We start from the raw sequence: 20,870 nt of genomic DNA, 5'->3' as shown, positions 1-20,870 counted from the left end.
ACGTTTCTTCAGATGCAGTGCGAAGATTAACCGTGGCCCAACCATCCTCCTTTTCCTCCCGCGCCTACCGTGACGACGGTGTTGTGCTGCGTACCCACAAGCTGGGCGAGGCGGACCGCATCATCACCATCCTGACCAAGCACCACGGCCAGGTCCGCGCTGTGGCCAAGGGAGTCCGGCGGACGTCCAGCCGCTTCGGCGCCCGCCTCGAGCCCTTTATGGTCGCGGACCTCCAGCTGATTTCCGGCCGCATGCTGGACATCGTCACGCAGGCCGTCGCCAAAGGCGCCTACGGCGGCAGCATCGCCGCGGACTACGGCCGCTACACCGTCGCTGCCGCGATGACGGAGACGGCGGAAAAGCTTACCGACGTCGACGGCGAAGCGGGCACCGCGCAATACAACCTCCTCGTCGGCGCCCTGGCCTCGCTGAGCCGCGGCGACCACACGCCCGAACTCATCCTCGATTCCTACCTGCTGCGTGCCCTCGCCACCGGCGGCTGGGCGCCGAGCTTCACCGGCTGCGCCCGCTGCGGGGCAGCCGGGCCGCACACCGCGTTCTCTGCGCCGCTGGGCGGCATGGTGTGCGCGGACTGCCGCCCGCCGGGTTCGCCGGCCCCCGCCGCGGAAACAGTCCTGTTGCTCGGTGCGCTGCTGACCGGGGACTGGACGACGGCGGACGCTTCCGTTTCCGTGCACCGGCGCGAGGCAGCAGGCCTGGTGGCCAGCTACCTGCAGTGGCATCTGGAACGTGTCCTTAAGTCCCTCAAACATGTGGAGCGAACGTAACTGTGGTGTTGGGTAAGAATGTGGCGCTGGGTAAGAAGAAGAGTCCGGTCAGGCAAAGGAGCACCCCGGTGGTGGGCCCGTACCCACACCCCTCCGGTGCCGTGCCTCCGGCCATCCCGGCGGAGTTCATTCCGCGTCACGTCGCGATCGTGATGGACGGCAACGGCCGCTGGGCCAACCAGCGCGGCCTGCCCCGGATCGAGGGCCATAAAGCGGGGGAGCCCGCCCTGCTGGACGTGATGGCCGGCGCGATCGAGCTCGGCATCGAGCACGTGAGTGTCTACGCCTTCTCCACGGAGAACTGGCGCCGTTCGCCCGAGGAAGTCCGCTTCCTGATGGGATTTAACAAGGACGTGCTACGTCGACAGCGCAACCAGCTCGATGAGTGGGGTGTCCGGATCCGCTGGTCCGGCCGGCGGCCCAGGCTGTGGGGCTCGGTGATCCGGGAGCTGGAGGAGGCCGAGGACTTCACCCGCGGCAACAGCACCTGCACCTTGAACATGTGTGTTAACTACGGGGGCCGCGCCGAAATCGCCGACGCGGTCTCCGCGATCGCGGAGGAGGTGGCCGCCGGCCGGCTCAAGCCGGGCGCCATCACCGAGAAGACGATCCAGAAATACCTGGACGAACCGGACCTGCCCGACGTCGACCTGTTCCTGCGCAGCTCCGGCGAGCAACGGCTGTCCAACTTCATGCTCTGGCAGTCGGCCTACGCCGAGTTCGTCTTCCTGGACACGCTGTGGCCAGACGTGGACCGGCGCACCCTGTGGGATGCCGTCGAGATCTATGCGCAGCGGGACCGCCGCTACGGCGGTGCGGTGGACGCCGCGCCCGCCGGCCCGGCCTGACCGGGAGCCGCCCGAGACGGACCGCCAAACGAGCCCCCACTCAGGCGGTGCCGTCGTCGTCCAGGACATACGCGCGGAGCCAGCGTGACAGCCGGGCATAGGCGTCAGCACGGACCCGCGGGGCGGACAGGAACACATCGTGCAGGGCGCCGTCGATCCGTTCCAGCGTGACGGTGCGGCCGAGGCTGAGGGCGCGGAGGGCGATGGTGTTCACGTCCAGGACCGCGTCCGTGCGGCGCATGGATTCCTTCCAGAACATTCCGGTGGCGCTGGCCCCGGAGATCAGGACGAGGATGGGCACGTCGATGTTCAGTCCCCGCGCCACCCGCGACTGCCCGCTGAGGACCGCGCTGAGCCAGCCGGCCCGGACGGGGAACGCCCGCGGCGGGCGGTAGTTGTCATCCAGCGTCCATTCGCCCTCCGCGGCGCTGCTGACGCTGCGCCAGTAAAAGCCACGTTCGGGCAGCCGGATGACGGCCTCGGGCCAGAACCGCGCGAGCGGCTCCACCATGGTCCGGGCCGCGCGGCGCACGGCCGGGCTGCCGTGCATTTCCAGCCAGGGGCTGTCGAGGATCAGCTGCGAGACCATCCCGGGATGCCGGCTGGCCCACAGTGCGGCTACGAGCCCACCGGTGGAATGCCCCATCAGCGCCACCGTCGGAGGGTCTTCGGTCCCGGGGTTCAGGGAGGCGATGATGCCAATCGCCTCCGTGATCTCGGCGTCGTAATCGTCCAGGTCGGCAACATAGCCGCCGTGCCCGCCGGCCTGGAGGCTCCGCCCGTGGTTGTGCATGTCCAGCGCGAAGAACGCAAAGCCCTGGCCGGCCCAGAACTCTGCGAGTTCCTCGTTGAAGAAGTAGTCGCTCCAGCCGTGCAGGAACAGCACGGCCCGGCTCCGCCGGCCCCCGGCAAGGTCAGCTCCGCCGGCCGCGGCCACTCGCGCGCCGGGAACGTGCCGGACCAGTGTGGCCGTCCGCTCGACGCCGTCGGGGCCGGCCGAAGGGAACGTGCAGGCTTCGAAATCGTCGCCGAGGATGTCGGGTGCCCACTCCATCGGAGGCGCCTACACTGCCGCCGCCGCGGCGCGGCCGGCCGAGCGTCCGGAGAACAGGCAGCCGCCGAGGAATGTTCCCTCGAGCGCGCGGTAGCCGTGGATGCCGCCGCCGCCGAAGCCGGCGGCTTCTCCTGCGGCGAAGAGGCCCGGCACGGGCTGCCCCGAGCCGTCCAGAACGCGGGACTGCAGGTCGGTGTGGAGCCCGCCCAGGCTCTTGCGCGTGAGCACGGACAGGCGCACGGCCAGCAGCGGGCCGTGACGTGGGTCCAGCATCCGGTGCGGCGGCGCCACCCGCATGATCCTGTCGGTGGTGAAACGCCGGGCGGCGCGGATGGCGGCGAGCTGTGGGTCTTTGCCCAGGCCGCTGCCGAACTGCCGGTCCCGGGACCGGATCAGCCGGTCCAGGCCGGCGGCGTCAATCAACGGCCGGCCGGTGAGGGCGTTCATTTTGGCAGCGAGTCCGGCGGGGGTGCCGGCCTGCAGGAAGTCGACCCCGCGGTCCAGGAAGAGTTGCAGGGGGCTGTCGGTGCCGGGTTTCAGCCGGGATGCCAGGAGCCGGACGTCTTTGCCGGTGAGGTCGGGATTTTGTTCCGAGCCGGAGAGGGCGAACTCCTTGAGCGCGATCGTCCTGTTGAGTACGAACCAGGAGTGCTCGTGACCGGTGCCGAGGATATGGCGCAGCGCCCCGAGCGAGTCGAACCCGGGGAACAGGGGAGCGGGGAGCGTGCTTCCGGTGGCGTCCAGCCACAGCGACGATGGGCCCGGGAGGATCCGGATTCCGTGCTGCGGCCACACCGGCGAATGGTTGTGGATGCCCTCGGGGTAATGCCACATCCGGTCTCCGTTGATGAGACGGCCGCCGGCGGCTGCGGCGGCCGCGAGGAACCTGCCATCGACGGAGGCGGGCACGCCGCTGAGCATCGTCCGGGGCGCCGGGCCGCCGGGCCACTGCTGACGGACGGTGTCGTGGTTGCCGCCGATTCCTCCGGTGGTCACCACCACGGCGCCACCCGACGCCTGGAAACCGCCGACGGCGACTCGTGAGCTGGCCACGCCGCGGGCCGCGCCGCTGGGCTCGAGGATCTCGCCCTGCACCCCCGTGACGCGTCCCGCTTCAGTCACCAGGCCCGAAGCGCGGTGGCGGAAGTGGAATGAGACCCGGCCCGCGGACTGGCCCTCGCGGAGCTTCGCCAGGAACGGGGCCACAAGCGCGGGGCCAGTGCCCCAGACGACGTGGAAGCGTGGGACTGTGTTGCCATGCCCGTCGGGCCCGTAGCCGCCGCGTTCGGCCCACTGCACGAGGGGGAACAGGCGCACCCCAAGGGAGGCGAGCCAGGCACGCTTTTCGCCCGCCGCGAAGTCCACGTAGGCGGCGGCCCAGTCCCGGGCGAGGGCGTCCTCCGGCCGGTCGAAGGCGGCGGAGGACATCCAGTCGGCCAAGGCAAGGCCTGCGCTGTCCTTAACCCCGAGCCGGCGCTGTTCGGGGGAGTTGACGAGGAAGAGCCCGCCAAACGACCAATGCGCCTGGCCGCCCGCCGAGGCCTCGGGCTCCTGCTCCAGCACAGCGACCCGTTGGCCGGCCGCGTAGGCCTGGGCGGCGGCGACGAGCCCGGCCAGCCCGGCGCCCACAACGACTACATCCGAGTCGATAACTGTTACGGCAGCCCCTAGGGACGCCGCGGTCGGGGTTCCACCGTCGCTGGCCATGGCTTCATGCTAGCGCCCGAGGGCGTGCGGGTTTGGTCTGGACCGCCGGAACCGCAAAACTAGAGCCATGCGCGTATATCCGACATTCTTCCGGCTGGCCTTCTCATGGATGGACGCCGAACGCGCCCACAAGATCGGCTTCAGGGCCATCCGGCTCATCCACTCCTGCGGCGCCGGGAGGGTACTGCAGAAGTTCACCGCGCCAGCGGCGTCACTGCAGACCCAGGCGTTCGGCCTGACGTTTCCGTCACCGTTCGGCCTGGCGGCCGGCTTCGATAAGGAGGGCCACGGTATCGAGGCCCTGACCGAACTTGGCTTCGGCCATGTGGAGGTCGGGACCATTACCGGCCAGGCCCAGCCCGGAAACCCCGCGCCGAGGCTCTTCCGCCTGGTCGAGGACCGGGCCGTGATCAACCGGATGGGCTTCAACAACGACGGTGCCGCCGCCGTGGCGCCCCGGCTGAAGTCCGCCCGGGCGGCCCTGCAGCGCCGCCACCCGGGCGTCCGCCCGGTGATCGGGGTCAACATCGGCAAGAGCAAGGTGGTGGAACTTGATGACGCTGTGGCCGACTACCTCATCAGCGCCCGCAGCCTGGCACCCGCGGCGGACTACCTGGTGGTCAATGTCAGCTCCCCGAACACCCCCGGCCTGCGGCTGCTGCAGGATGTTGAGACGCTCCGCCCGCTGCTGACGGCAGTGGGGGAGGCAGCGGACACCGCTTCCGGACGCCACGTCCCGCTGCTGGTCAAGATCGCGCCGGACCTCAGCGATGAGGACATCGACGACGTCGCGCGCCTCGCGCTGGACCTGAAACTGGACGGAATCATCGCCACCAACACCACCATCGCCCGCAGCGGCCTCAGCTCCGCCCCGGACAAGGTGGCGGACTGCGGTGCCGGCGGGCTTTCGGGCGCCCCGCTGAAACAGCGGTCGCTGGAGGTGCTGGCCCGGCTGAAGGCGGCAACCGGCGGCAAACTGACGCTGGTCTCGGTGGGCGGCGTGGAAACCGCACAGGACGTCCAGCAACGGCTCGACGCCGGCGCCACGCTTGTGCAGGGCTACACCGCGTTCCTCTACGAAGGACCGTTCTGGGCTGCCCACATCAACCGGCTGCTCGCGAAGCACCCGTCCCGGCGCTAATCGGCCAGCCCCGCCCGGGCCCAGTCCCCGGGATGTGCCCCGACCACCCGGGACAACAAAGCCCCCGGCAGTCCAGCTGCCGGGGGCTCGATGTTGATCGGAGGAATCAGGCGGGGTATTCGCCGCGCTTGACGAGGGGCTTGGGGAGACGCAGGCGGCGGAACTGCAGCGAACGCATGGAGCCGTACCAGACGGTGCCGCGCTCCACCTCGCCGAACTTCTCCGTCAGGCGCTTCCGGAGCTTCCGGGAGAGGATGAAGACGTCGACGAAGACGGCCAGGAACATCACCCAGAAGCCGCCCAGGACGTAGATCATCTGCTCGCTGGAGGCCGGGACAAGGAGTGAAACGATCACGAAGACGAGGGCACCGAACATCAGGTACTCACCGAGGCTGAAGCGGGCGTCCACATAGTCGCGGGCGAAGCGCTTCTGCGGTCCCTTGTCCCGCAGCGGCAGGAACTTCTCGTCGCCGGTGTCCATGGCCTGCCGCATCTTCAGCCGCTGCTCCTGGACCGCTGCGCGCTCTGCTGCCTTGGAGGCCTTGCGGTCCTCCGGTACGAGCGGCCGCTTGCGGGCAGCCACCTGGGCGCTGCGCTTGGGCGTGGGCGCGCCCTTGCCGAGGGCGGTGTCGCGGGTTGCCCCGGCCGCCTGCTGGTCAACTATGTCCTGCGCCGATGGCGCTTCCTTTTTACGTCCAAACACCCCTACAGAATACCCCGGGGCGGCGCACGCGAGACCCAGCCCACACGGCGCATGACCCGCCGTGTCAGACTTCAAGGTTTAGGGTGATCCGCGACACGGGTAGTGTTCTGGCCATGACTTCATCACACGCGGGGAACCCGCAGACCGCTGCCGGACAGATCGGAACCGTCGACACCGAGGCGCTCCGCCAGGCCGTCACCGAATCGTTCGACACCACGATCGAACAGTTGAAAGAGCTCGTCGCCATCCCGGGCATCGCGTGGCCGAGCTTCGACCCCGCCCCGCTGAACGCCAGCGCCGACGCCGTCGCCCGGCTCGTGCGTGCCAGCGGCTTCGACGAAGTCCAGATCCTGCGCTGCGACAAGGAAGACGGGACGCCCGGTGGCCCCGCCGTCGTCGCACGCCGTCCAGCTGCCGAGGGCAAGCCGACGATCCTGCTGTACGCGCACCACGATGTGCAGCCCACCGGAGACCTGGCGCTGTGGGAGACCGAACCGTTCACCGCCGTCGAACGCGACGGCCGTCTCTACGGGCGCGGCGCCGCCGACGACAAGGCCGGCATCCTGGCCCACATCGCCGCCTACGCGGCCGTGACCCGGGTGCTGGGCGACGACCTCGGCCTCGGCGTGACCTTCTTCTTCGAGGGCGAGGAGGAAGCAGGCTCCCCGACGTTCCGCACTTTCCTGGAAACACACAAGGAGCAGCTGCGCGCCGATGTGATCGTCGTGGCCGACTCCAGCAACTGGAAGGTCGGCATCCCCGCGCTCACCACCAGCCTCCGCGGCCTGGTCGACGGCACCATCGAGGTCAAGGTCCTGGACCACGCCGTCCACTCCGGCATGTTCGGCGGCCCCGTGCTCGACGCGCCGACCCTGCTGTCCCGGCTCATCGCCACCCTCCACGACGACGAGGGCAACGTCGCGATCGCCGGCCTGGTCAGCCGGGACGACGCGACCGTGGACCTCACTGAAGAGGAATACCGCGCCGACGCATCCGTGCTCGACGGCGTCCGGCTCGCCGGCACGGGCACGATCGCCTCGCGGATGTGGACCAAACCGGCACTGTCGATCATCGGCTTCGATGCACCCGCCGTGGACGTCGCCTCGAACACGCTCCTGCCCCGGGCGCGGGCGAAGTTCAGCATGCGGCTCGCTCCCGGCCAGGACCCGGCCGAAGCGATGGATGCCGTGCGCAGGCATGTGGAAGCCAACGCCCCGTTCGGCGCCCACGTGGTCTTCACGCCGGGGGAGAGCGGCAACGCCTACCTCACGGACACCTCCTCCCGGGCCGCCGGCGTCGCGATGTGGGCACTCGGCGAGGCCTGGGGCGTCCCGGCCGTGGAGACCGGCATCGGCGGCTCCATTCCGTTCATCGCCGATCTGACCGAGCTGTACCCCGACGTGCAGATCCTGGTCACCGGCGTCGAGGATCCCGATTCCCGGGCGCACAGCGCCAACGAATCCCTGCACCTGGGGGACTTCCGGAACGCCATCGTCGCCGAAGCCCTGATGCTGGCCCGGTTGAACGTCGAGGGGCTGGGCTAGGCTGGCCGGTCCGGGCGCCCTTCCCGGGGAACACCCAGCCTGCATCGACGGTTACGTCAGGAGTTAGAGCTACACGGCTGATCGACGTAGCATGTAGCTATAGCCCCGTACCGTACAAGTAGGGGCGGGCGTCGCGGCAGCGGCGCCGCCACCACCGTCGTTAGAAGGTAGGCCATGAGCACTACAACCAATGAAAACAGCACCGAAGCCACCGCCACGGCGGGCGAGGAACTGGCCACGCACGAGGTCGGCCTGACCGACGTCGCGGCCGGCAAGGTCCGCAGCCTGCTCGAGCAGGAAGGCCGCACCGATCTGCGCCTCCGCGTGGCCGTGCAGCCCGGCGGTTGCTCCGGCCTGATCTACCAGCTTTACTTCGACGAGAGGCTCCTGGACGGAGACGCCGTCCGCGACTATGACGGTGTTGAAGTTGTTGTCGACAAGATGAGCGTCCCGTACCTCAGCGGCGCCAGCATCGACTTCGAGGACACCATCTCCAAGCAGGGCTTCACGATCGACAATCCGAATGCCGGCGGCTCCTGCGCGTGCGGTGATTCCTTCCACTAAGGCCGGGCAATCTGCCCGGCCTTAGTGCCGCAGGATCCATAACGAGCGGACCCGGCAAAAAGGTCCCGACGCACGGCGCGGACATGTGGGCGAAAACTCGCGGGGAGCGGTAAGCTCTACACCGAGTAGTAAAACTTTTCGTGTGCCCAGACCGCTACATTGCGGCCCGGGCGACAGCAACAAGTAGGAAGGGCCGTCTGTGAGTTCGCAGAACCGAACCGGCAGCCGACGCAAACAGATCACTACGATCACTGGCTTGGCACTCGCCGGCGCGTTGGCTTTGACTGGATGTTCACCAGAGGTACAGAAAGGGTGGCTGCCTACTGAACGCGGCACCACCAACCACACTGACCGCATCATGGACCTCTGGGTCAACTCATGGATTGCCGCGCTGGTTGTCGGTGTCATTACCTGGGGCCTGATGATCTGGTGCATGGTCGCCTACCGGCGCCGCAAGGGCACCGTCGGCTTCCCCCGGCAGAACAGCTTCAACCTGCCCCTCGAGGTCTTCTACCTGACGATCCCGCTGTTCATGGTCCTGGTGTTCTTCTACTTCACCGACCGCGACCAGCATGCGATCGATGACCGCTCCCAGCCGGCCGACGTCGTCGTCGACGTCCGCGGCAAGCAGTGGGCCTGGGACTTCAACTACAAGAAGGGCAACGTCATCCGCGAGGATGTCCACGAAGCCGGCGTCCAGGCGCACCTTACCGGCGAGGCAATTGACAAGGAAAAGCTGCCCACCCTGTACCTCCCGGTCAACAAGTCGGTTGACGTCGAGCTGAACGCCCGCGACGTCATCCACTCCTTCTGGGTCCCCGCCTTCCTGCAGAAGCGCGACATGATCCCCGGCAAGACCAACTACATCAGGTTCACCCCCACCAAGGAGGGGACCTACGACGGCAAGTGCGCCGAGCTCTGCGGCGAATACCACTCCGAAATGCTGTTCCGCGTGAAGGTCGTTTCCGACGCCGAATTCCAGGCGCACCTGGAAAAGCTCCGCCAGGACGGCAACACCGGCCTGCTCGGCGAAGAGTACGACCGCAACCCGGCCCCGACCGAGAACAAGTAAGGGGAGCGCGACGTGGCTACGACCTATTCCCAGCCCTCCGGGACCCTTGAGGCTCCCGTAGTACCCAAATCCAAGGGGCGCATCGTCGTCAACTGGATCACCTCCACCGACCACAAGACCATCGGGTACATGTACCTGATCGCGTCCTTCGTGTTCTTCTGCTTCGGCGGCGTCATGGCGCTGCTGATCCGCGCCGAACTGTTCGAACCCGGCATGCAGATCCTGCAGACCAAAGAGCAGTACAACCAGCTCTTCACCATGCACGGCACCGTGATGCTGCTGATGTTCGCGACGCCGCTGTTCGCCGGCTTCGCCAACGTGATCATGCCCCTGCAGATCGGCGCTCCAGACGTCGCCTTCCCGCGACTGAACGCGCTGGCCTTCTGGTTCTTCCTCTTTGGTTCCACCATCGCCGTCTCCGGCTTCATCACCCCGCAGGGTGCGGCCTCGTTCGGCTGGTTCGCTTACGCGCCGTTGTCCAACACGACGTTCAGCCCCGGCGTCGGCGGTGACCTCTGGGTCTTCGGCCTGGCGCTCTCCGGCTTCGGCACCATCCTTGGCGCGGTCAACTTCATCACCACCATCATCTGCATGCGTGCCCCGGGCATGACCATGTGGCGGATGCCGATCTTCACCTGGAACATCCTGGTGACGGCAATCCTGGTCCTGATGGCGTTCCCGCCGCTGGCCGCAGCCCTCTTCGCCCTCGGCGCGGACCGGCGCTTCGGTGCCCACATCTTCGATCCGGAGAACGGCGGCGCCGTCCTCTGGCAGCACCTGTTCTGGTTCTTCGGCCACCCCGAGGTCTACATCATCGCGCTGCCGTTCTTCGGCATCGTCTCGGAGATCTTCCCGGTCTTCAGCCGCAAGCCGATCTTCGGTTACAAGGGCCTGGTCTACGCGACCATCTCCATTGCTGCCCTGTCCGTGACCGTGTGGGCCCACCACATGTACGTCACCGGCTCGGTCCTGCTGCCGTTCTTCTCCTTCATGACGATGCTGATCGCGGTTCCCACCGGTGTGAAGTTCTTCAACTGGATAGGCACCATGTGGCGGGGTTCCATCACCTTCGAAACCCCCATGCTGTGGAGCATCGGCTTCCTGGCGACGTTCCTCTTCGGCGGCCTGACCGGCATCATCCTGGCTTCCCCGCCGCTCGACTTCCACGTCTCCGACTCCTACTTCGTGGTGGCACACTTCCACTACGTCGTCTTCGGAACCGTCGTGTTCGCGATGTTCGCAGGCTTCTACTTCTGGTGGCCGAAGTGGACCGGCAAGATGCTCAACGAACGCCTCGGCAAGATCCACTTCTGGATGCTGTTCCTCGGCTTCCACGGCACGTTCCTCATCCAGCACTGGCTGGGCGTCGAGGGCATGCCCCGCCGTTACGCGGACTACATGCCGCAGGATAACTTCACCTGGATGAACCAGTTCTCCACCTACGCCTCGTTCCTGCTGGGCGCCTCGCTGATCCCGTTCTTCTGGAACGTCTACATCACGTGGCGCAGCAACGAACGGGTTGAAGTGGATGACCCCTGGGGCTTCGGTGCTTCCCTCGAGTGGGCAACCTCGTGCCCGCCGCCGCGTCACAACTTCACCTCGCTGCCGCGGATCCGTTCGGAGCGTCCTGCCCTGGACCTGCACCACCCCGAACTTTCCCAGACATACACCGTCGATTCTCCTGCCCCGGCCGCAGTAGCCCTCGGTAACGCCGACCAGAAGGACAACCCCTAGTGAAGATCGAATCAAGGATTTTTGGGCTCGGAGTCTTCTTCTTCGTGCCGGTGGCTGTCATCTACGGTTTCTTGACCCACTGGTCCGAGTGGGTCGGCATCCTCGGGGTGCTGCTGGTCGGCGGTCTCGCCGGTATGATCGGCGCCTACCTCGCCTTCACCGGCAAGCGCGTCGGGATGCGTCCCGAGGACCGCAGCGATGCCGAGATCCACGAGGGTGCCGGCGAGCAGGGCCACTTCAGCCCCTGGAGCTGGTGGCCACTGGTCCTCGGCCTGGCCAGCGCCGCCGGATTCCTGGGCATGGCCATCGGTTTCTGGATTGTCTACATCGCCGCCGGCCTCGCGCTGGTCGCCCTGGTCGGTTGGGTGTACGAGTACAGCCGCGGAGACCACGCGCACTAACGTCCGTCAGGACACGCACCCAGCCATTTACGACGGCGGGCCCCACCTTTTGGTGGGGCCCGCCGTCGTTGTTTTGTTGGACAAGGGCGGGCGCCGTTCCAGTGCCCGTAGTGTGCCCTGGGATGGCCCGTACGGCCCTCAGCGGGACCGGGCTGACTCCAGCAGGTTGCTGAGCCCCTCGAGGGCCTTCTCGACGTCGTCAGGGCTGTAGCGCTCCGGGATGGCGTCCGGGGCCACGGCCAGTTCCACCACACAGCCGCAATGGAAGTCCTCGGTCATGACTTCCAGCAGGGAGCGGGCGTCCACGGCGGGCCTGCCGTCCTTGCTGATGGTCACGGGCAGCCCGGTCTCATGCACAGCCCGGACGAACAGCGCCGCAGGCCGTGCGTGCAGTCCGATGGCGGCCTGGACGATTGCGTTCCGAACTGGCAACGGGGCTCCCTTGTCTCTTTGCGGGTTCTTGTGCCGGGGTGAGACCGGCGCATTCAAGCCTAGCGGCGGGCGCGGTCCCGGGCGAACCGCGACACAAAGGTGGTCTAGACCTGTGCCCAGGGTGGATTAACCTTGACGTATGACTCATTCCGGAAGGCGGCACAGTGGCCGCCTCTGACGCAGCACGCATGGCCGGCGAAATTGACCGGCAAAACGGTACGCCCATCTACATCCAGCTGAGGGAAATCATCAGGGCCCACATTGTGAGCGCCTGCCCGCCGGGATCGGCGCTGCCCTCGGAGCGGGATCTCGCCGAACGGTTCGGCCTGGCCCGGATGACAGTGCGCCAGGCCATCGATGCCCTGGTCGGGGAGGAAGTCATCGAGCGGGTGGTGGGCCTTGGCACGTTTGTGCGCAAACCCAAACTGGACCTTCAGGTGAAGCTGACCTCCTACAGCGAGGAAATGCAGCGCCGCGGTATGGTTCCTGCCGCGAAGGTCCTCAGCTTCGAGCAGATCGGTGCCAGCGCCTTCCTGGCCCGGGAACTCCAGCTGGAGGAGGGGACGCCCCTCGTGCGGTTCCGCCGCCTCCTGCTGGCAGACAACGAACCCATGAGCGTGGACGAGAACTTTATCCCGGCGCACCGTGTACCCGGCCTGCTCGACGGCGAACCGCCAACATCGCTTTACAACGTCCTGAGCGAACGCTTCGGCCTGGTGATGGAGTGGGGCGAGGACATGATCGAGGCGACGGCTGCCTCGCCGTCGACGGCCCGCCTGCTCAACGTTGAAGTGGGGTCGCCGCTCCTGAAGATCCAGCGCCACGCCTTCGTGGCGCGGGCCATGGTGGACTACTCGGTGTCCTATTACCGGGCTGACCGCTACAAGCTGTGGGTGCCCCTGCAGCGGCCCGGCGTACGCCCCACCCGGAACTACGCCTCGGGGTACCGCCCGTAAGGGCAAGGCGGGGTCACTCCGGGCCCATCCCGACGGGGATTATGGACGAGGAGTGACCCCGAGTTGTTTGTGGCGGGAATGCAGAAAAGGCCCGGTCCTGATGGACCGGGCCTTTTCTGGTGTTCACTGCAGCCGGTTAGTGGCTGAGCGTCTTCTGCGATTCGCCAGACTCGATGGCCTCGTGGTCGCCGTGGTGGCCGTGGGCCGCCGCGAGCTCCGCGGGCGTTGCCGGGGCAACCCGGTCCTCAAAGAACCACTTGGAGAGGAACGCGCGGCGCTTCTCCTTGTTGTCGACGACGCCGTTGGCGTTCGGCTCCGCCGGAAGCGGCGACGGCGACTCGAAGCCAACCAGCTTGTACCGCTTGTACTCGTCCAGCGGTGCGTGGACCTCGATGAACTCGCCGTGCGGAAGCCGCACGATGCGGCCGGTTTCGCGGCCGTGCAGGGCAATCTCGCGGTCCTTGCGCTGGAGGGCCAGGGCCACACGCTTCGTGACAATGAAGGCAATGACCGGTCCGACGAAGAACAGTGCACGCAGCCAGTAGGTGACGTCGTTCAGTGACACGTGGAAGTGCGTGGCAATGAGGTCCGAACCTGCCGCAGCCCACATCACGCAGTACCAGACAAAGCCGGCCATGCCGATGGCGGTACGAGTGGGAGCGTTCCGCGGACGGTCGAGGACGTGGTGCTCGCGGTTGTCCTTGGTGATCCAGCGTTCAATCCACGGGTAGGTGAACAGCACGGTGAAGATGATGCCTGCAGGCACCAGGGCCGGCAGCAGGACGTTGAACGTGAACACGTGGCCGAACCAGATCTGTTCAACCCGCCAGTCGCCGATGATGCCCGGCATGAGGCGCAGGGCGCCGTCAACGAAGCCGATGTACCAGTCAGGCTGGGTTCCTGCCGAGACGGGGGAGGGGTCGTACGGGCCGTAGTTCCAGATCGGGTTGATGGTGAAGAAGCCCGCCATGAGGGCAATGACACCGAACACGATGAAGAAGAAGCCGCCTGCCTTCGCAGCGTAGACCGGGCCAAGGGGGTAGCCGACGACGTTGCCGTCGTTGCGTCCCGGGCCGGGGTACTGGGTGTGCTTGTGCACGACCACCATAAAGAGGTGCATGACGATCATCAGGAGGATGAGGGCCGGAACCAGCAGGATGTGGAGCATGTACAGGCGGCCGATGATGACCGTGCCGGGGAATTCTCCGCCGAAGAGGAAGAACGAGATGTACGTTCCGACCACGGGAATGGACTTGATGACGCCGTCGATGATGCGCAGGCCGTTGCCGGAGAGCAGGTCATCGGGGAGGGAGTAGCCGGTGAAGCCGGCAGCCATCGAGAGGATGAGCAGCACGCCGCCCACCACCCAGTTCATTTCGCGCGGCTTGCGGAAGGCGCCGGTGAAGAACACGCGCAACATGTGCACGGACACCGAGGCCACGAAGAGCAGCGCGGACCAGTGGTGGACCTGGCGCATAAACAGGCCGCCGCGGACATCGAAGGAGATGTTCAGCGAAGAGCTGTACGCCACCGACATTTCGACGTTCTTCAGCGGAGTGTAAGAACCCTGATAGTGCGTCTCCGCCATCGAGGGATCGAAGAAGAACGTCAGGAAGGTGCCGGAGAGCAGCAGGATGACGAAGGAGTACAGGGCAACTTCGCCGAACATGAACGACCAGTGGTCCGGGAAGACCTTGCGGCCAAATTCACGCAGCATCCCTGACCCGCCGACGCGCTCGTCAACGAAGTTGGTGATGCGGCCGCCTGTGGTCTTGGCGACGAAGGTGGGGGCATCACTTGTTTGGGATGAGGACATGCTGCTCACGCTCCCAATAGCTAGGTCCGACGGGTTCATGGAAGTCGCTGGTGGCGACCAGGTAGCCCTCGGAGTCAACCGCGATAGGCAGCTGGGGGAGGGGCCGGCTGGCCGGGCCAAAGATAACCTTGCATTCCTGCGTGAGGTCGAAGGTCGACTGGTGGCACGGGCACAGCAGGTGGTGGGTCTGCTGCTCGTACAGGGCAACAGGGCAACCAACGTGGGTGCAGATCTTGGAGTAGGCAACAATGCCGTTGTAGGCCCAGTCCGCGCGGCCCGGAGAGGGATGGAGCTCGTCCGGATTCAGGCGCATGAGCAGGACAACGGCCTTGGCCTTCTCATTCAGCTTGCCTTCGTGGAGCTCGTTCAGGCCTTCCGGGATGACGTGGAAAGCGGAGCCGATGGTCACGTCGGCGGCCTTGATGGGGGTGCCGTCAGGGTCACGGGTGAGCCGCTTGAGCTTGCCGTCCTGGGGTGCCCACATGGTGTGCGCCAGGGCGTTGTCAGGACGCGGACCCAGGTCACCGAACACCGCGAGGGCCGGCAGCGGAGCCAGCGCCACGGCGCCCAGGAGGGTGTTGCGGATCAGCGGGCGGCGCTTGATGCCGGTTTCCTCGACGATGTCGTCGACGATCCGGACAGCAGCCAGGCGGTCGTCCTCGGTGCGGATGGCATGACGCTCTTCCGAGACCTCATGGTCCGGCATGAGGGCCTTGGCCCAGTGCACGATTCCGGTGCCGATGCCCAGCATGGCAAAGGCGGTGCCGATGCCCAGCAGCGCGTTCTGCAGCCGGATGGTTGCGATGGCGGTGTCATCTCCCAGATCGATGGCGAAGTACGCCACCAGGAAGATCAGGGTGCCAACGACCGAGCTCCCGAAAAGAAGGGCTACCTGCCGTTCTGCTCGCTTTGCGGCCTTCGGGTCCGTGTCAGCCAGGCGCAAACGATGCGGGGGAATTCCAGGATCCTGGAATTTCTCCACCTCATTCTGACCAGCCGTAGCTACGGTGCCCGAGTGGTTCGGACTGCCGTCACTATGGTTGCCCATAATTCGCCTCATCCCTCTCTCGTCCCGGCAAGTGCCGGGTTAGCTTTCAATTCAAACTGCTGACAGGCCAGCAGAAAATTCTTACAGGTGCAAACAGTGGGCTAGGACGTCCGGGACGTCAGCCAGATGGTGAAGGCGATGATGACGCCCAGACCGGCAATCCAGACGAACAGGCCTTCAGAGACCGGGCCCAGGGAACCCAGGTCCGCGCCGCCGGGTGAACCGTTGGCTTCGATCTGCTTCAGGAACGTGATGATGTCGCGCTTGCCCTCGGGGCCGACGTTGGCATCGCTGAAGACCGGCATGTTCTGCGGGCCGGTGACCATCGCTTCGTAGATGTGCTTGCTGGACACGTCGCCCAGGGCCGGAGCGAACTTGCCCCGGGTCAGCGCACCGCCGGCAGCGGCGGCGTTGTGGCACATGGCGCAGTTCACGCGGAACAGTTCGCCACCGTTGGCGGCGTCGCCCTGGCCGTCGAGGACGTGTGCCTCGGGGATGGCCGGGCCGGGGCCAAGCGTGGCGACGTAGGCGGAGAGCTGGTGCGTCTGCTCATCGTTGAACTGGGCGGGCTTCTTGGGGGCCTGCGGGGCGTTCATCTGCATGGGCATACGGCCGGTGCCGACCTGGAAGTCAACGGCGGCAGCGCCGACGCCGACCAGGGAGGGGCCATCTTTGGTCCCGCTGGCGCCCATGCCGTGGCAGGTGGCGCAGTTGGCCGCGAAGAGCTTGCCGCCCTCCTCTGCGTCACTGGCGCTGAAGGTGGTGGTGGCTTTGGCCTGGTTGACAGTGGTGGCAACGGCGTACAGCCCACCAGTGACCAGGAGGCCCATCAGCAGCAGTGCAATTGCTGCCAGTGGGTGACGTCGCTTCTGCGAGAGTGCCTTCACGTGGTGGTTCCTTTATTCGATCGTGCGTGGGCTCCGTGAGCCGCTTCTTGAAATTCTGCCTCTTGTAGAAAAAGAGTCAAGTCTTGCTACTTGAGGACGTAGATGACCAGGAAGAGGCCGATCCAGACGACGTCGACGAAGTGCCAGTAGTACGAGGTGACAATCGCTGAGGTTGCTTCGAAGTGGCCGAATTTCTTCGCCGCGAAGGACCGCCCCATGATGAGGAGGAAGGCAACCAGGCCACCGATAACGTGCAGGCCGTGGAAGCCCGTGGTGATGTAGAAGGCCGAACCGTAGGCGTTGGAGGAGAGCGAGACGTGCTCGGAAACGAGCATGGCGTACTCGGTCGTCTGGCCGGCCACGAAGACGGCACCCATGATGAAGGTCAGGGTGAACCATTCGTTCATTCCCCAGCGGGTGAAGCTGAGGCGGCCGCCGCTGCGGCGCGGCTGAAGCCGCTCAGCGGCGAAGACGCCCATCTGGCAAGTAAAGGAACTTGCCACGAGGACGATCGTGTTGATGAGCGCAAAGGGGAAGTTGAGCTTGGCTGTCTCTTCGGCCCACATCAGTCCGGAAGTCGAACGGAGTGTGAAGTACATGGCGAAGAGACCGGCGAAGAACATCAACTCACTGGACAGCCAGACTACGGTTCCAACAGAAACCATGTTCGGGCGATTCAGCGTCGGGTGCGCCGGGGTACTGGGGGCATGGGTCGCAGATGTCACATAGACATTATGTCTATAAAACTCCCTCCTGCCCAACGCAAACCGCCTTTTCGGAGGACTTTTTCTACAAAGACGCGAATTCGCGCGGAAAAGTTCCCGACCCCGTTCACATTGGTCATTGCGGTGCGTACCTCGATAGCATCGGAACGTGACTTCTCAGGCATCTGCACAGGCGGCAGGCAACACCTGGCCGCGGCTCATCGGCGCACTCATTAACGGCAGGGATCTCACCGCCGGCAACACCGAGTGGGCCATGAACTCGATCATGTCCGGAGAGGCCACACCGGCCCAGGTTGCCGGGTTCCTGGTGGCGCTGCGTTCCAAGGGCGAGACCGTGGACGAGCTCGTGGGCCTGGTCGAGGCGATGATCGCGAATGCCAGCCCTATTGATATTGCAGGGCAGAAGCTGGACATCGTCGGAACCGGCGGCGACCAGCAGAACACGGTCAACATTTCCACCATGGCTGCGCTGATCGCGGCCGGGGCCGGCGCCAAGGTGGTTAAGCACGGCAACCGGGCAGCATCCTCCACCTCCGGTTCCGCCGACGTCCTGGAGGCCCTGGGTGTCCGGCTGGATCTTCCCATTCCGCGGGTAGCCCTCAACGCGGAAGAGGCAGGCATCACCTTCTGCTTCGCCCAGGTGTTCCATCCTTCAATGCGGCATGCCGCCGTCGCCCGCCGCGAACTCGGTGTGCCGACGGCCTTCAACTTCCTGGGGCCGATGATCAACCCCGCCCACGTCCAGGCCTCGGCGGTGGGCGTCGCCAATGAGCGGATGGCGCCGCTGGTGGCCGGGGTGCTGGCCAAGCGCGGCAGCCGCGGGCTGGTGTTCCGGGGGAATGACGGGCTCGATGAACTGACCACCACCGGCCCGTCCCGGGTCTGGGAAATCCGGAACGGTGCGGTGAGCGAAGCGATGTTCGACCCGGCCGATCTGGGCATCCGCCGGGCAACCCTTGAGGAACTGCGCGGCGGCGACGCCGCGGCCAATGCCGCCGTCGTGCGTTCTGTTCTCGCCGGCGGCCGCGGTGCCGCGCGCGATGCCGCCCTCCTGAACGCCGCTGCCGGCCTCGTGGCGTTCGACCTGGATGCCGTCGGTCCGTTCAGCGAGCGGATGACCGCCGCGTTCCGGCGGGCGGAAGAGTCAATCGAATCGGGTGCCGCCGCCGCCGTTCTGGACCGCTGGGTCGCGCTCTCGCGCAGCTGAAGCCTGCCCTGCGCCGCTGGCATCTGCCGGCCGGGAGCGGCCGTGCCGGGTTAGGTGCCGCGCCCTACTGTTCGAAGCCGAGGGCGAACGCCGCGTCGAGGTCGTGCTGTGAATAGGCGCGGAACGCGATTTGAGTGGTGGTGTGCACAACGCCGGGGACCTTCGAGAGCTTGTCCGCGATGGCGTCCGCCAGATCCTCATGCTTCTGGACCCGGGCAATCGCAATGAGATCCCATTCGCCGGTGACGGAGTAGACCTCGCTGATCCCCTGGATGGCGGAGATCTCTTCGGCGGTCTCCGGGATGCGGGAAGCGTCTGTCTTAATCAGGACGAAAGCGGTGACCACGTGTGAACCTTTCCGGATCTGTTGCGCCGTTGCCGGCCGGTGAAAGCGCCCTGCCGGGACTCCCGGGGGCCTTGGCCATGTCCCTGCAAGCCTAGTCCATTAGGCCGCGCCGCGGCGTGTGTCGCGCCGTCGGATGACCGCGGCCACAAGGCGATATCCCAGCAGGAAGAGCCCCAGGCTGAGGAGGGCCACGATCACGAATGGCAGGACCACCGTCTGCCCGGTGACGGCACGGAGCAGCATGCCCACGGTGACTGTTCCGAGCCAGACGCCGACGCCGGACGGCCAGAGCGCCAGGGGTGCACGCCAGATCCGCAGGGCCAGCCAAGAGACCGCCGCGCCGGCGAGGAACGGCCAGGCCGTGGAAAACACGCCGGTGATGATGTCCCCGCGCTGGTGGGCGTCGCGGCCGATCGCAGCGAAGATCAGAATCAGGGCGGCATCGGCGCAGGCGGCCCACACGGCAGTTCGTCGAGACACCGACACAGGCGCCGACGCCGGAGCCGATCCGGTCGCGGCGGGGCGGGGGAGTGGCGGCGTGGAAGGCGTGGAAGAAGGCATACTCCAAGCCTAGCCGGGCCGGGCCGGCGACCGCAGGTCAGGCTTTCGTCGTCGCGATCCTCGCGGCGAAGCCGATCAGGACGATGCCGGCGATGCGGTCCGTCACCTTGCCGGCCGTGGGCGACTGCAGCCAGCGCCGGGCGCGGTGGGTGGCGAGGATGATGACCGCGAACCAGACCATCGCCTCGGCATTGTGGACCAGGGGCAGGAGCGTTCCCATGAGCAGGGCAGGGGCGTCCGCCGGCATGAACTGCGGAATCATCGCCATGTAGAAGACACCGACCTTGGGGTTCAGCAGGCTGGTGGTCAGGCCGGTGAGCCAGTCTGTCCGGACAGCGCCCGTAGCCGTGGCCGGCTCCACGGCCGCGGGCGCCGCCCCCGGGCGGAGGCTCTTGACCAGCATGGAAATTCCCAGCCAGGCCATGTAGCCGGCGCCGGCGAGTTTGAGTACCGTGAACGCTGTTTCCGAGGCGGCCAGCAGGGCCGATGCGCCGATGGCGGCCGCCAGCCCCCAGGCCACGGTTCCTGCGCAGATGCCCGCCGCGGTGGCGAAAGCCGGGGCGTGTCCGCGGCTGATGGCCGTGCGCAGCACCAGCACGGTATCCATACCCGGGACAAGAGTCAGCAAGGCAGCCACGAGGGCGAACTGCAGGAGGGCGTCGGCGATGGTCATACGCCATGATAACGGCGCCCGGGGCCGCGGCGGGGGAGCCGTTGTGCCCGGTAGCCCGCGGGACTAGGCTCGGGCCAGCACCCCCGCAATGCCGCCGGACTGTCCCCCTGAGACCCCGTACCGGCACGGGCCAATAGAAAGAGGACGCGACGTGGCCGAGAAGATCACTACCTGCCTGTGGTTCGACAACCAGGCGGAGGAAGCCGCCGACTTCTACGTCTCCGTCTTCGACGGCGGAAAGGTGCTCGATGTTTCCCGCTACGGTGAGGGCGGTCCGGGCCCGGCAGGCCAGGCAATCACCGTCCGCTTCGAAATCGACGGCCGGACGTTTACCGCGTTGAACGGGGGACCCGCCTTCACGTTCAACGAGTCGGTCTCCTTCGTCGTCGACTGCTCTTCCCAGGAGGAAGTGGACCGCTACTGGGCCGCACTGGGCGCGGGCGGCACCGAAAGCCAGTGCGGGTGGCTCAAGGACAGGTACGGGGTCTCATGGCAGGTGGTCCCGTCCGCGCTGGGCGGGCTGATCGGCGGCCCGGACCCGGAGGGTTCGCAGCGCGCCATGCAGGCCATGCTGGGTATGCAGAAGCTCGACATCGCGGCACTTCAGCGGGCCTACGACGGAAGCTGAGCCGGGACCGGGCGCGGATTCTTCCGCCGATTCGG

At 66.6% G+C, this 20,870-nt stretch carries 22 protein-coding genes; 11 read left to right on the top strand and 11 right to left on the bottom strand.

Annotated features, from left to right (window positions below; translation table 11 throughout):
- Positions 1–32 precede the first annotated feature (32 nt).
- Both recO and AC1DC5_RS07865 read left to right on the top strand, forming a co-directional pair.
- On the top strand, positions 33–788 hold the full coding sequence (gene recO, locus AC1DC5_RS07870; RefSeq protein ID WP_476864758.1) for a DNA repair protein RecO: 756 nt from the start codon (positions 33–35) through the stop codon (positions 786–788).
- A gap of 20 nt (positions 789–808) precedes the next feature.
- A complete protein-coding gene (locus AC1DC5_RS07865; RefSeq protein WP_476864990.1) occupies positions 809–1,636 on the top strand; it encodes an isoprenyl transferase in 828 nt (275 codons plus the stop codon).
- 40 nt (positions 1,637–1,676) lie between these two features.
- On the opposite strand, the gene AC1DC5_RS07860 is transcribed toward AC1DC5_RS07865, so the two are convergent.
- Together AC1DC5_RS07860 and AC1DC5_RS07855 are read right to left on the bottom strand one after the other, a co-directional pair.
- Positions 1,677–2,690 carry an alpha/beta fold hydrolase gene (locus tag AC1DC5_RS07860; protein ID WP_476864757.1) on the bottom strand — a complete coding sequence of 338 codons (1,014 nt, stop codon included), beginning with the start codon at positions 2,688–2,690 and terminating at the stop codon, positions 1,677–1,679.
- Between the two features lie 9 nt (positions 2,691–2,699).
- On the bottom strand, positions 2,700–4,397 hold the full coding sequence (locus AC1DC5_RS07855) for an FAD-binding dehydrogenase (protein WP_476864756.1): 1,698 nt from the start codon (positions 4,395–4,397) through the stop codon (positions 2,700–2,702).
- 67 nt (positions 4,398–4,464) lie between these two features.
- On the opposite strand from AC1DC5_RS07855, the gene AC1DC5_RS07850 reads away from it, so the two are divergent.
- Positions 4,465–5,538 carry a quinone-dependent dihydroorotate dehydrogenase gene (locus AC1DC5_RS07850; protein WP_476864755.1) on the top strand — a complete coding sequence of 358 codons (1,074 nt, stop codon included), beginning with the start codon at positions 4,465–4,467 and terminating at the stop codon, positions 5,536–5,538.
- A 106-nt stretch (positions 5,539–5,644) separates the two neighbouring features.
- Here AC1DC5_RS07850 and AC1DC5_RS07845 read toward each other — a convergent pair whose 3' ends face one another.
- Positions 5,645–6,241 (bottom strand): DUF3043 domain-containing protein, encoded by a 597-nt coding sequence (locus tag AC1DC5_RS07845; protein ID WP_476864754.1) that lies wholly within the window; start codon positions 6,239–6,241, stop codon positions 5,645–5,647.
- A gap of 113 nt (positions 6,242–6,354) precedes the next feature.
- Between AC1DC5_RS07845 and AC1DC5_RS07840 the strand changes: the two genes are divergently transcribed.
- From AC1DC5_RS07840 to AC1DC5_RS07820, 5 genes are all read left to right on the top strand, one after another.
- Positions 6,355–7,785, top strand: a complete 1,431-nt coding sequence (locus AC1DC5_RS07840) for a M20/M25/M40 family metallo-hydrolase (RefSeq protein ID WP_476864753.1) — start codon at positions 6,355–6,357, stop codon at positions 7,783–7,785.
- A 174-nt stretch (positions 7,786–7,959) separates the two neighbouring features.
- Positions 7,960–8,349, top strand: a complete 390-nt coding sequence (locus AC1DC5_RS07835) for a HesB/IscA family protein (protein WP_441404144.1) — start codon at positions 7,960–7,962, stop codon at positions 8,347–8,349.
- Between the two features lie 199 nt (positions 8,350–8,548).
- The gene (ctaC, locus tag AC1DC5_RS07830; RefSeq protein ID WP_441404143.1) at positions 8,549–9,421 is read left to right on the top strand and encodes an aa3-type cytochrome oxidase subunit II; all 873 of its coding nucleotides are present in this window, start codon (positions 8,549–8,551) and stop codon (positions 9,419–9,421) included.
- Positions 9,422–9,433: 12 nt separating this feature from the next.
- Positions 9,434–11,155, top strand: a complete 1,722-nt coding sequence (gene ctaD, locus AC1DC5_RS07825) for an aa3-type cytochrome oxidase subunit I (RefSeq protein WP_476864752.1) — start codon at positions 9,434–9,436, stop codon at positions 11,153–11,155.
- Complete coding sequence (locus tag AC1DC5_RS07820; protein ID WP_441404141.1) at positions 11,155–11,556, top strand: cytochrome c oxidase subunit 4; 402 nt, start codon at positions 11,155–11,157, stop codon at positions 11,554–11,556. Before ctaD ends, AC1DC5_RS07820 begins: the two co-directional genes overlap by 1 nt.
- Positions 11,557–11,694: 138 nt before the next feature.
- Here the strand turns inward: AC1DC5_RS07820 and AC1DC5_RS07815 are convergent, their stop codons facing one another.
- On the bottom strand, positions 11,695–11,988 hold the full coding sequence (locus tag AC1DC5_RS07815) for an HPr family phosphocarrier protein (protein WP_476864751.1): 294 nt from the start codon (positions 11,986–11,988) through the stop codon (positions 11,695–11,697).
- 188 nt (positions 11,989–12,176) lie between these two features.
- On the opposite strand from AC1DC5_RS07815, the gene AC1DC5_RS07810 reads away from it, so the two are divergent.
- Positions 12,177–12,944 carry a GntR family transcriptional regulator gene (locus AC1DC5_RS07810; protein ID WP_441404325.1) on the top strand — a complete coding sequence of 256 codons (768 nt, stop codon included), beginning with the start codon at positions 12,177–12,179 and terminating at the stop codon, positions 12,942–12,944.
- A gap of 136 nt (positions 12,945–13,080) precedes the next feature.
- Here AC1DC5_RS07810 and qcrB read toward each other — a convergent pair whose 3' ends face one another.
- From qcrB to ctaE, 4 genes are all read right to left on the bottom strand, one after another.
- On the bottom strand, positions 13,081–14,760 hold the full coding sequence (qcrB, locus tag AC1DC5_RS07805) for a cytochrome bc1 complex cytochrome b subunit (protein ID WP_441404139.1): 1,680 nt from the start codon (positions 14,758–14,760) through the stop codon (positions 13,081–13,083).
- Positions 14,738–15,808 (bottom strand): cytochrome bc1 complex Rieske iron-sulfur subunit, encoded by a 1,071-nt coding sequence (gene qcrA, locus AC1DC5_RS07800; protein WP_441404138.1) that lies wholly within the window; start codon positions 15,806–15,808, stop codon positions 14,738–14,740. Before qcrA ends, qcrB begins: the two co-directional genes overlap by 23 nt.
- A gap of 101 nt (positions 15,809–15,909) precedes the next feature.
- Entirely contained in the window at positions 15,910–16,695 is a 786-nt protein-coding gene (gene qcrC, locus AC1DC5_RS07795; RefSeq protein WP_441404137.1) for a cytochrome bc1 complex diheme cytochrome c subunit, read from the bottom strand.
- An 86-nt stretch (positions 16,696–16,781) separates the two neighbouring features.
- Positions 16,782–17,456 carry an aa3-type cytochrome oxidase subunit III gene (gene ctaE / locus AC1DC5_RS07790; RefSeq protein ID WP_476864750.1) on the bottom strand — a complete coding sequence of 225 codons (675 nt, stop codon included), beginning with the start codon at positions 17,454–17,456 and terminating at the stop codon, positions 16,782–16,784.
- 112 nt (positions 17,457–17,568) lie between these two features.
- On the opposite strand from ctaE, the gene trpD reads away from it, so the two are divergent.
- Positions 17,569–18,627, top strand: coding sequence for an anthranilate phosphoribosyltransferase (gene trpD / locus AC1DC5_RS07785; protein ID WP_476864749.1), 1,059 nt, complete (start codon positions 17,569–17,571; stop codon positions 18,625–18,627).
- Between the two features lie 64 nt (positions 18,628–18,691).
- On the opposite strand, the gene AC1DC5_RS07780 is transcribed toward trpD, so the two are convergent.
- From AC1DC5_RS07780 to AC1DC5_RS07770, 3 genes are all read right to left on the bottom strand, one after another.
- Positions 18,692–18,973, bottom strand: coding sequence for an Lrp/AsnC family transcriptional regulator (locus AC1DC5_RS07780; protein ID WP_224046551.1), 282 nt, complete (start codon positions 18,971–18,973; stop codon positions 18,692–18,694).
- 99 nt (positions 18,974–19,072) lie between these two features.
- A complete protein-coding gene (locus tag AC1DC5_RS07775; RefSeq protein WP_476864748.1) occupies positions 19,073–19,534 on the bottom strand; it encodes a DUF3054 domain-containing protein in 462 nt (153 codons plus the stop codon).
- A 37-nt stretch (positions 19,535–19,571) separates the two neighbouring features.
- Positions 19,572–20,207 carry a LysE family translocator gene (locus tag AC1DC5_RS07770; protein WP_476864747.1) on the bottom strand — a complete coding sequence of 212 codons (636 nt, stop codon included), beginning with the start codon at positions 20,205–20,207 and terminating at the stop codon, positions 19,572–19,574.
- 151 nt (positions 20,208–20,358) lie between these two features.
- On the opposite strand from AC1DC5_RS07770, the gene AC1DC5_RS07765 reads away from it, so the two are divergent.
- Positions 20,359–20,835, top strand: coding sequence for a VOC family protein (locus tag AC1DC5_RS07765; protein ID WP_441404132.1), 477 nt, complete (start codon positions 20,359–20,361; stop codon positions 20,833–20,835).
- Positions 20,836–20,870: the final 35 nt, after the last annotated feature.

It is taken from the genome of Arthrobacter sp. 10L424 (assembly GCF_056395325.1).
This window is presented reverse-complemented; position numbering and strand designations above follow the sequence as displayed.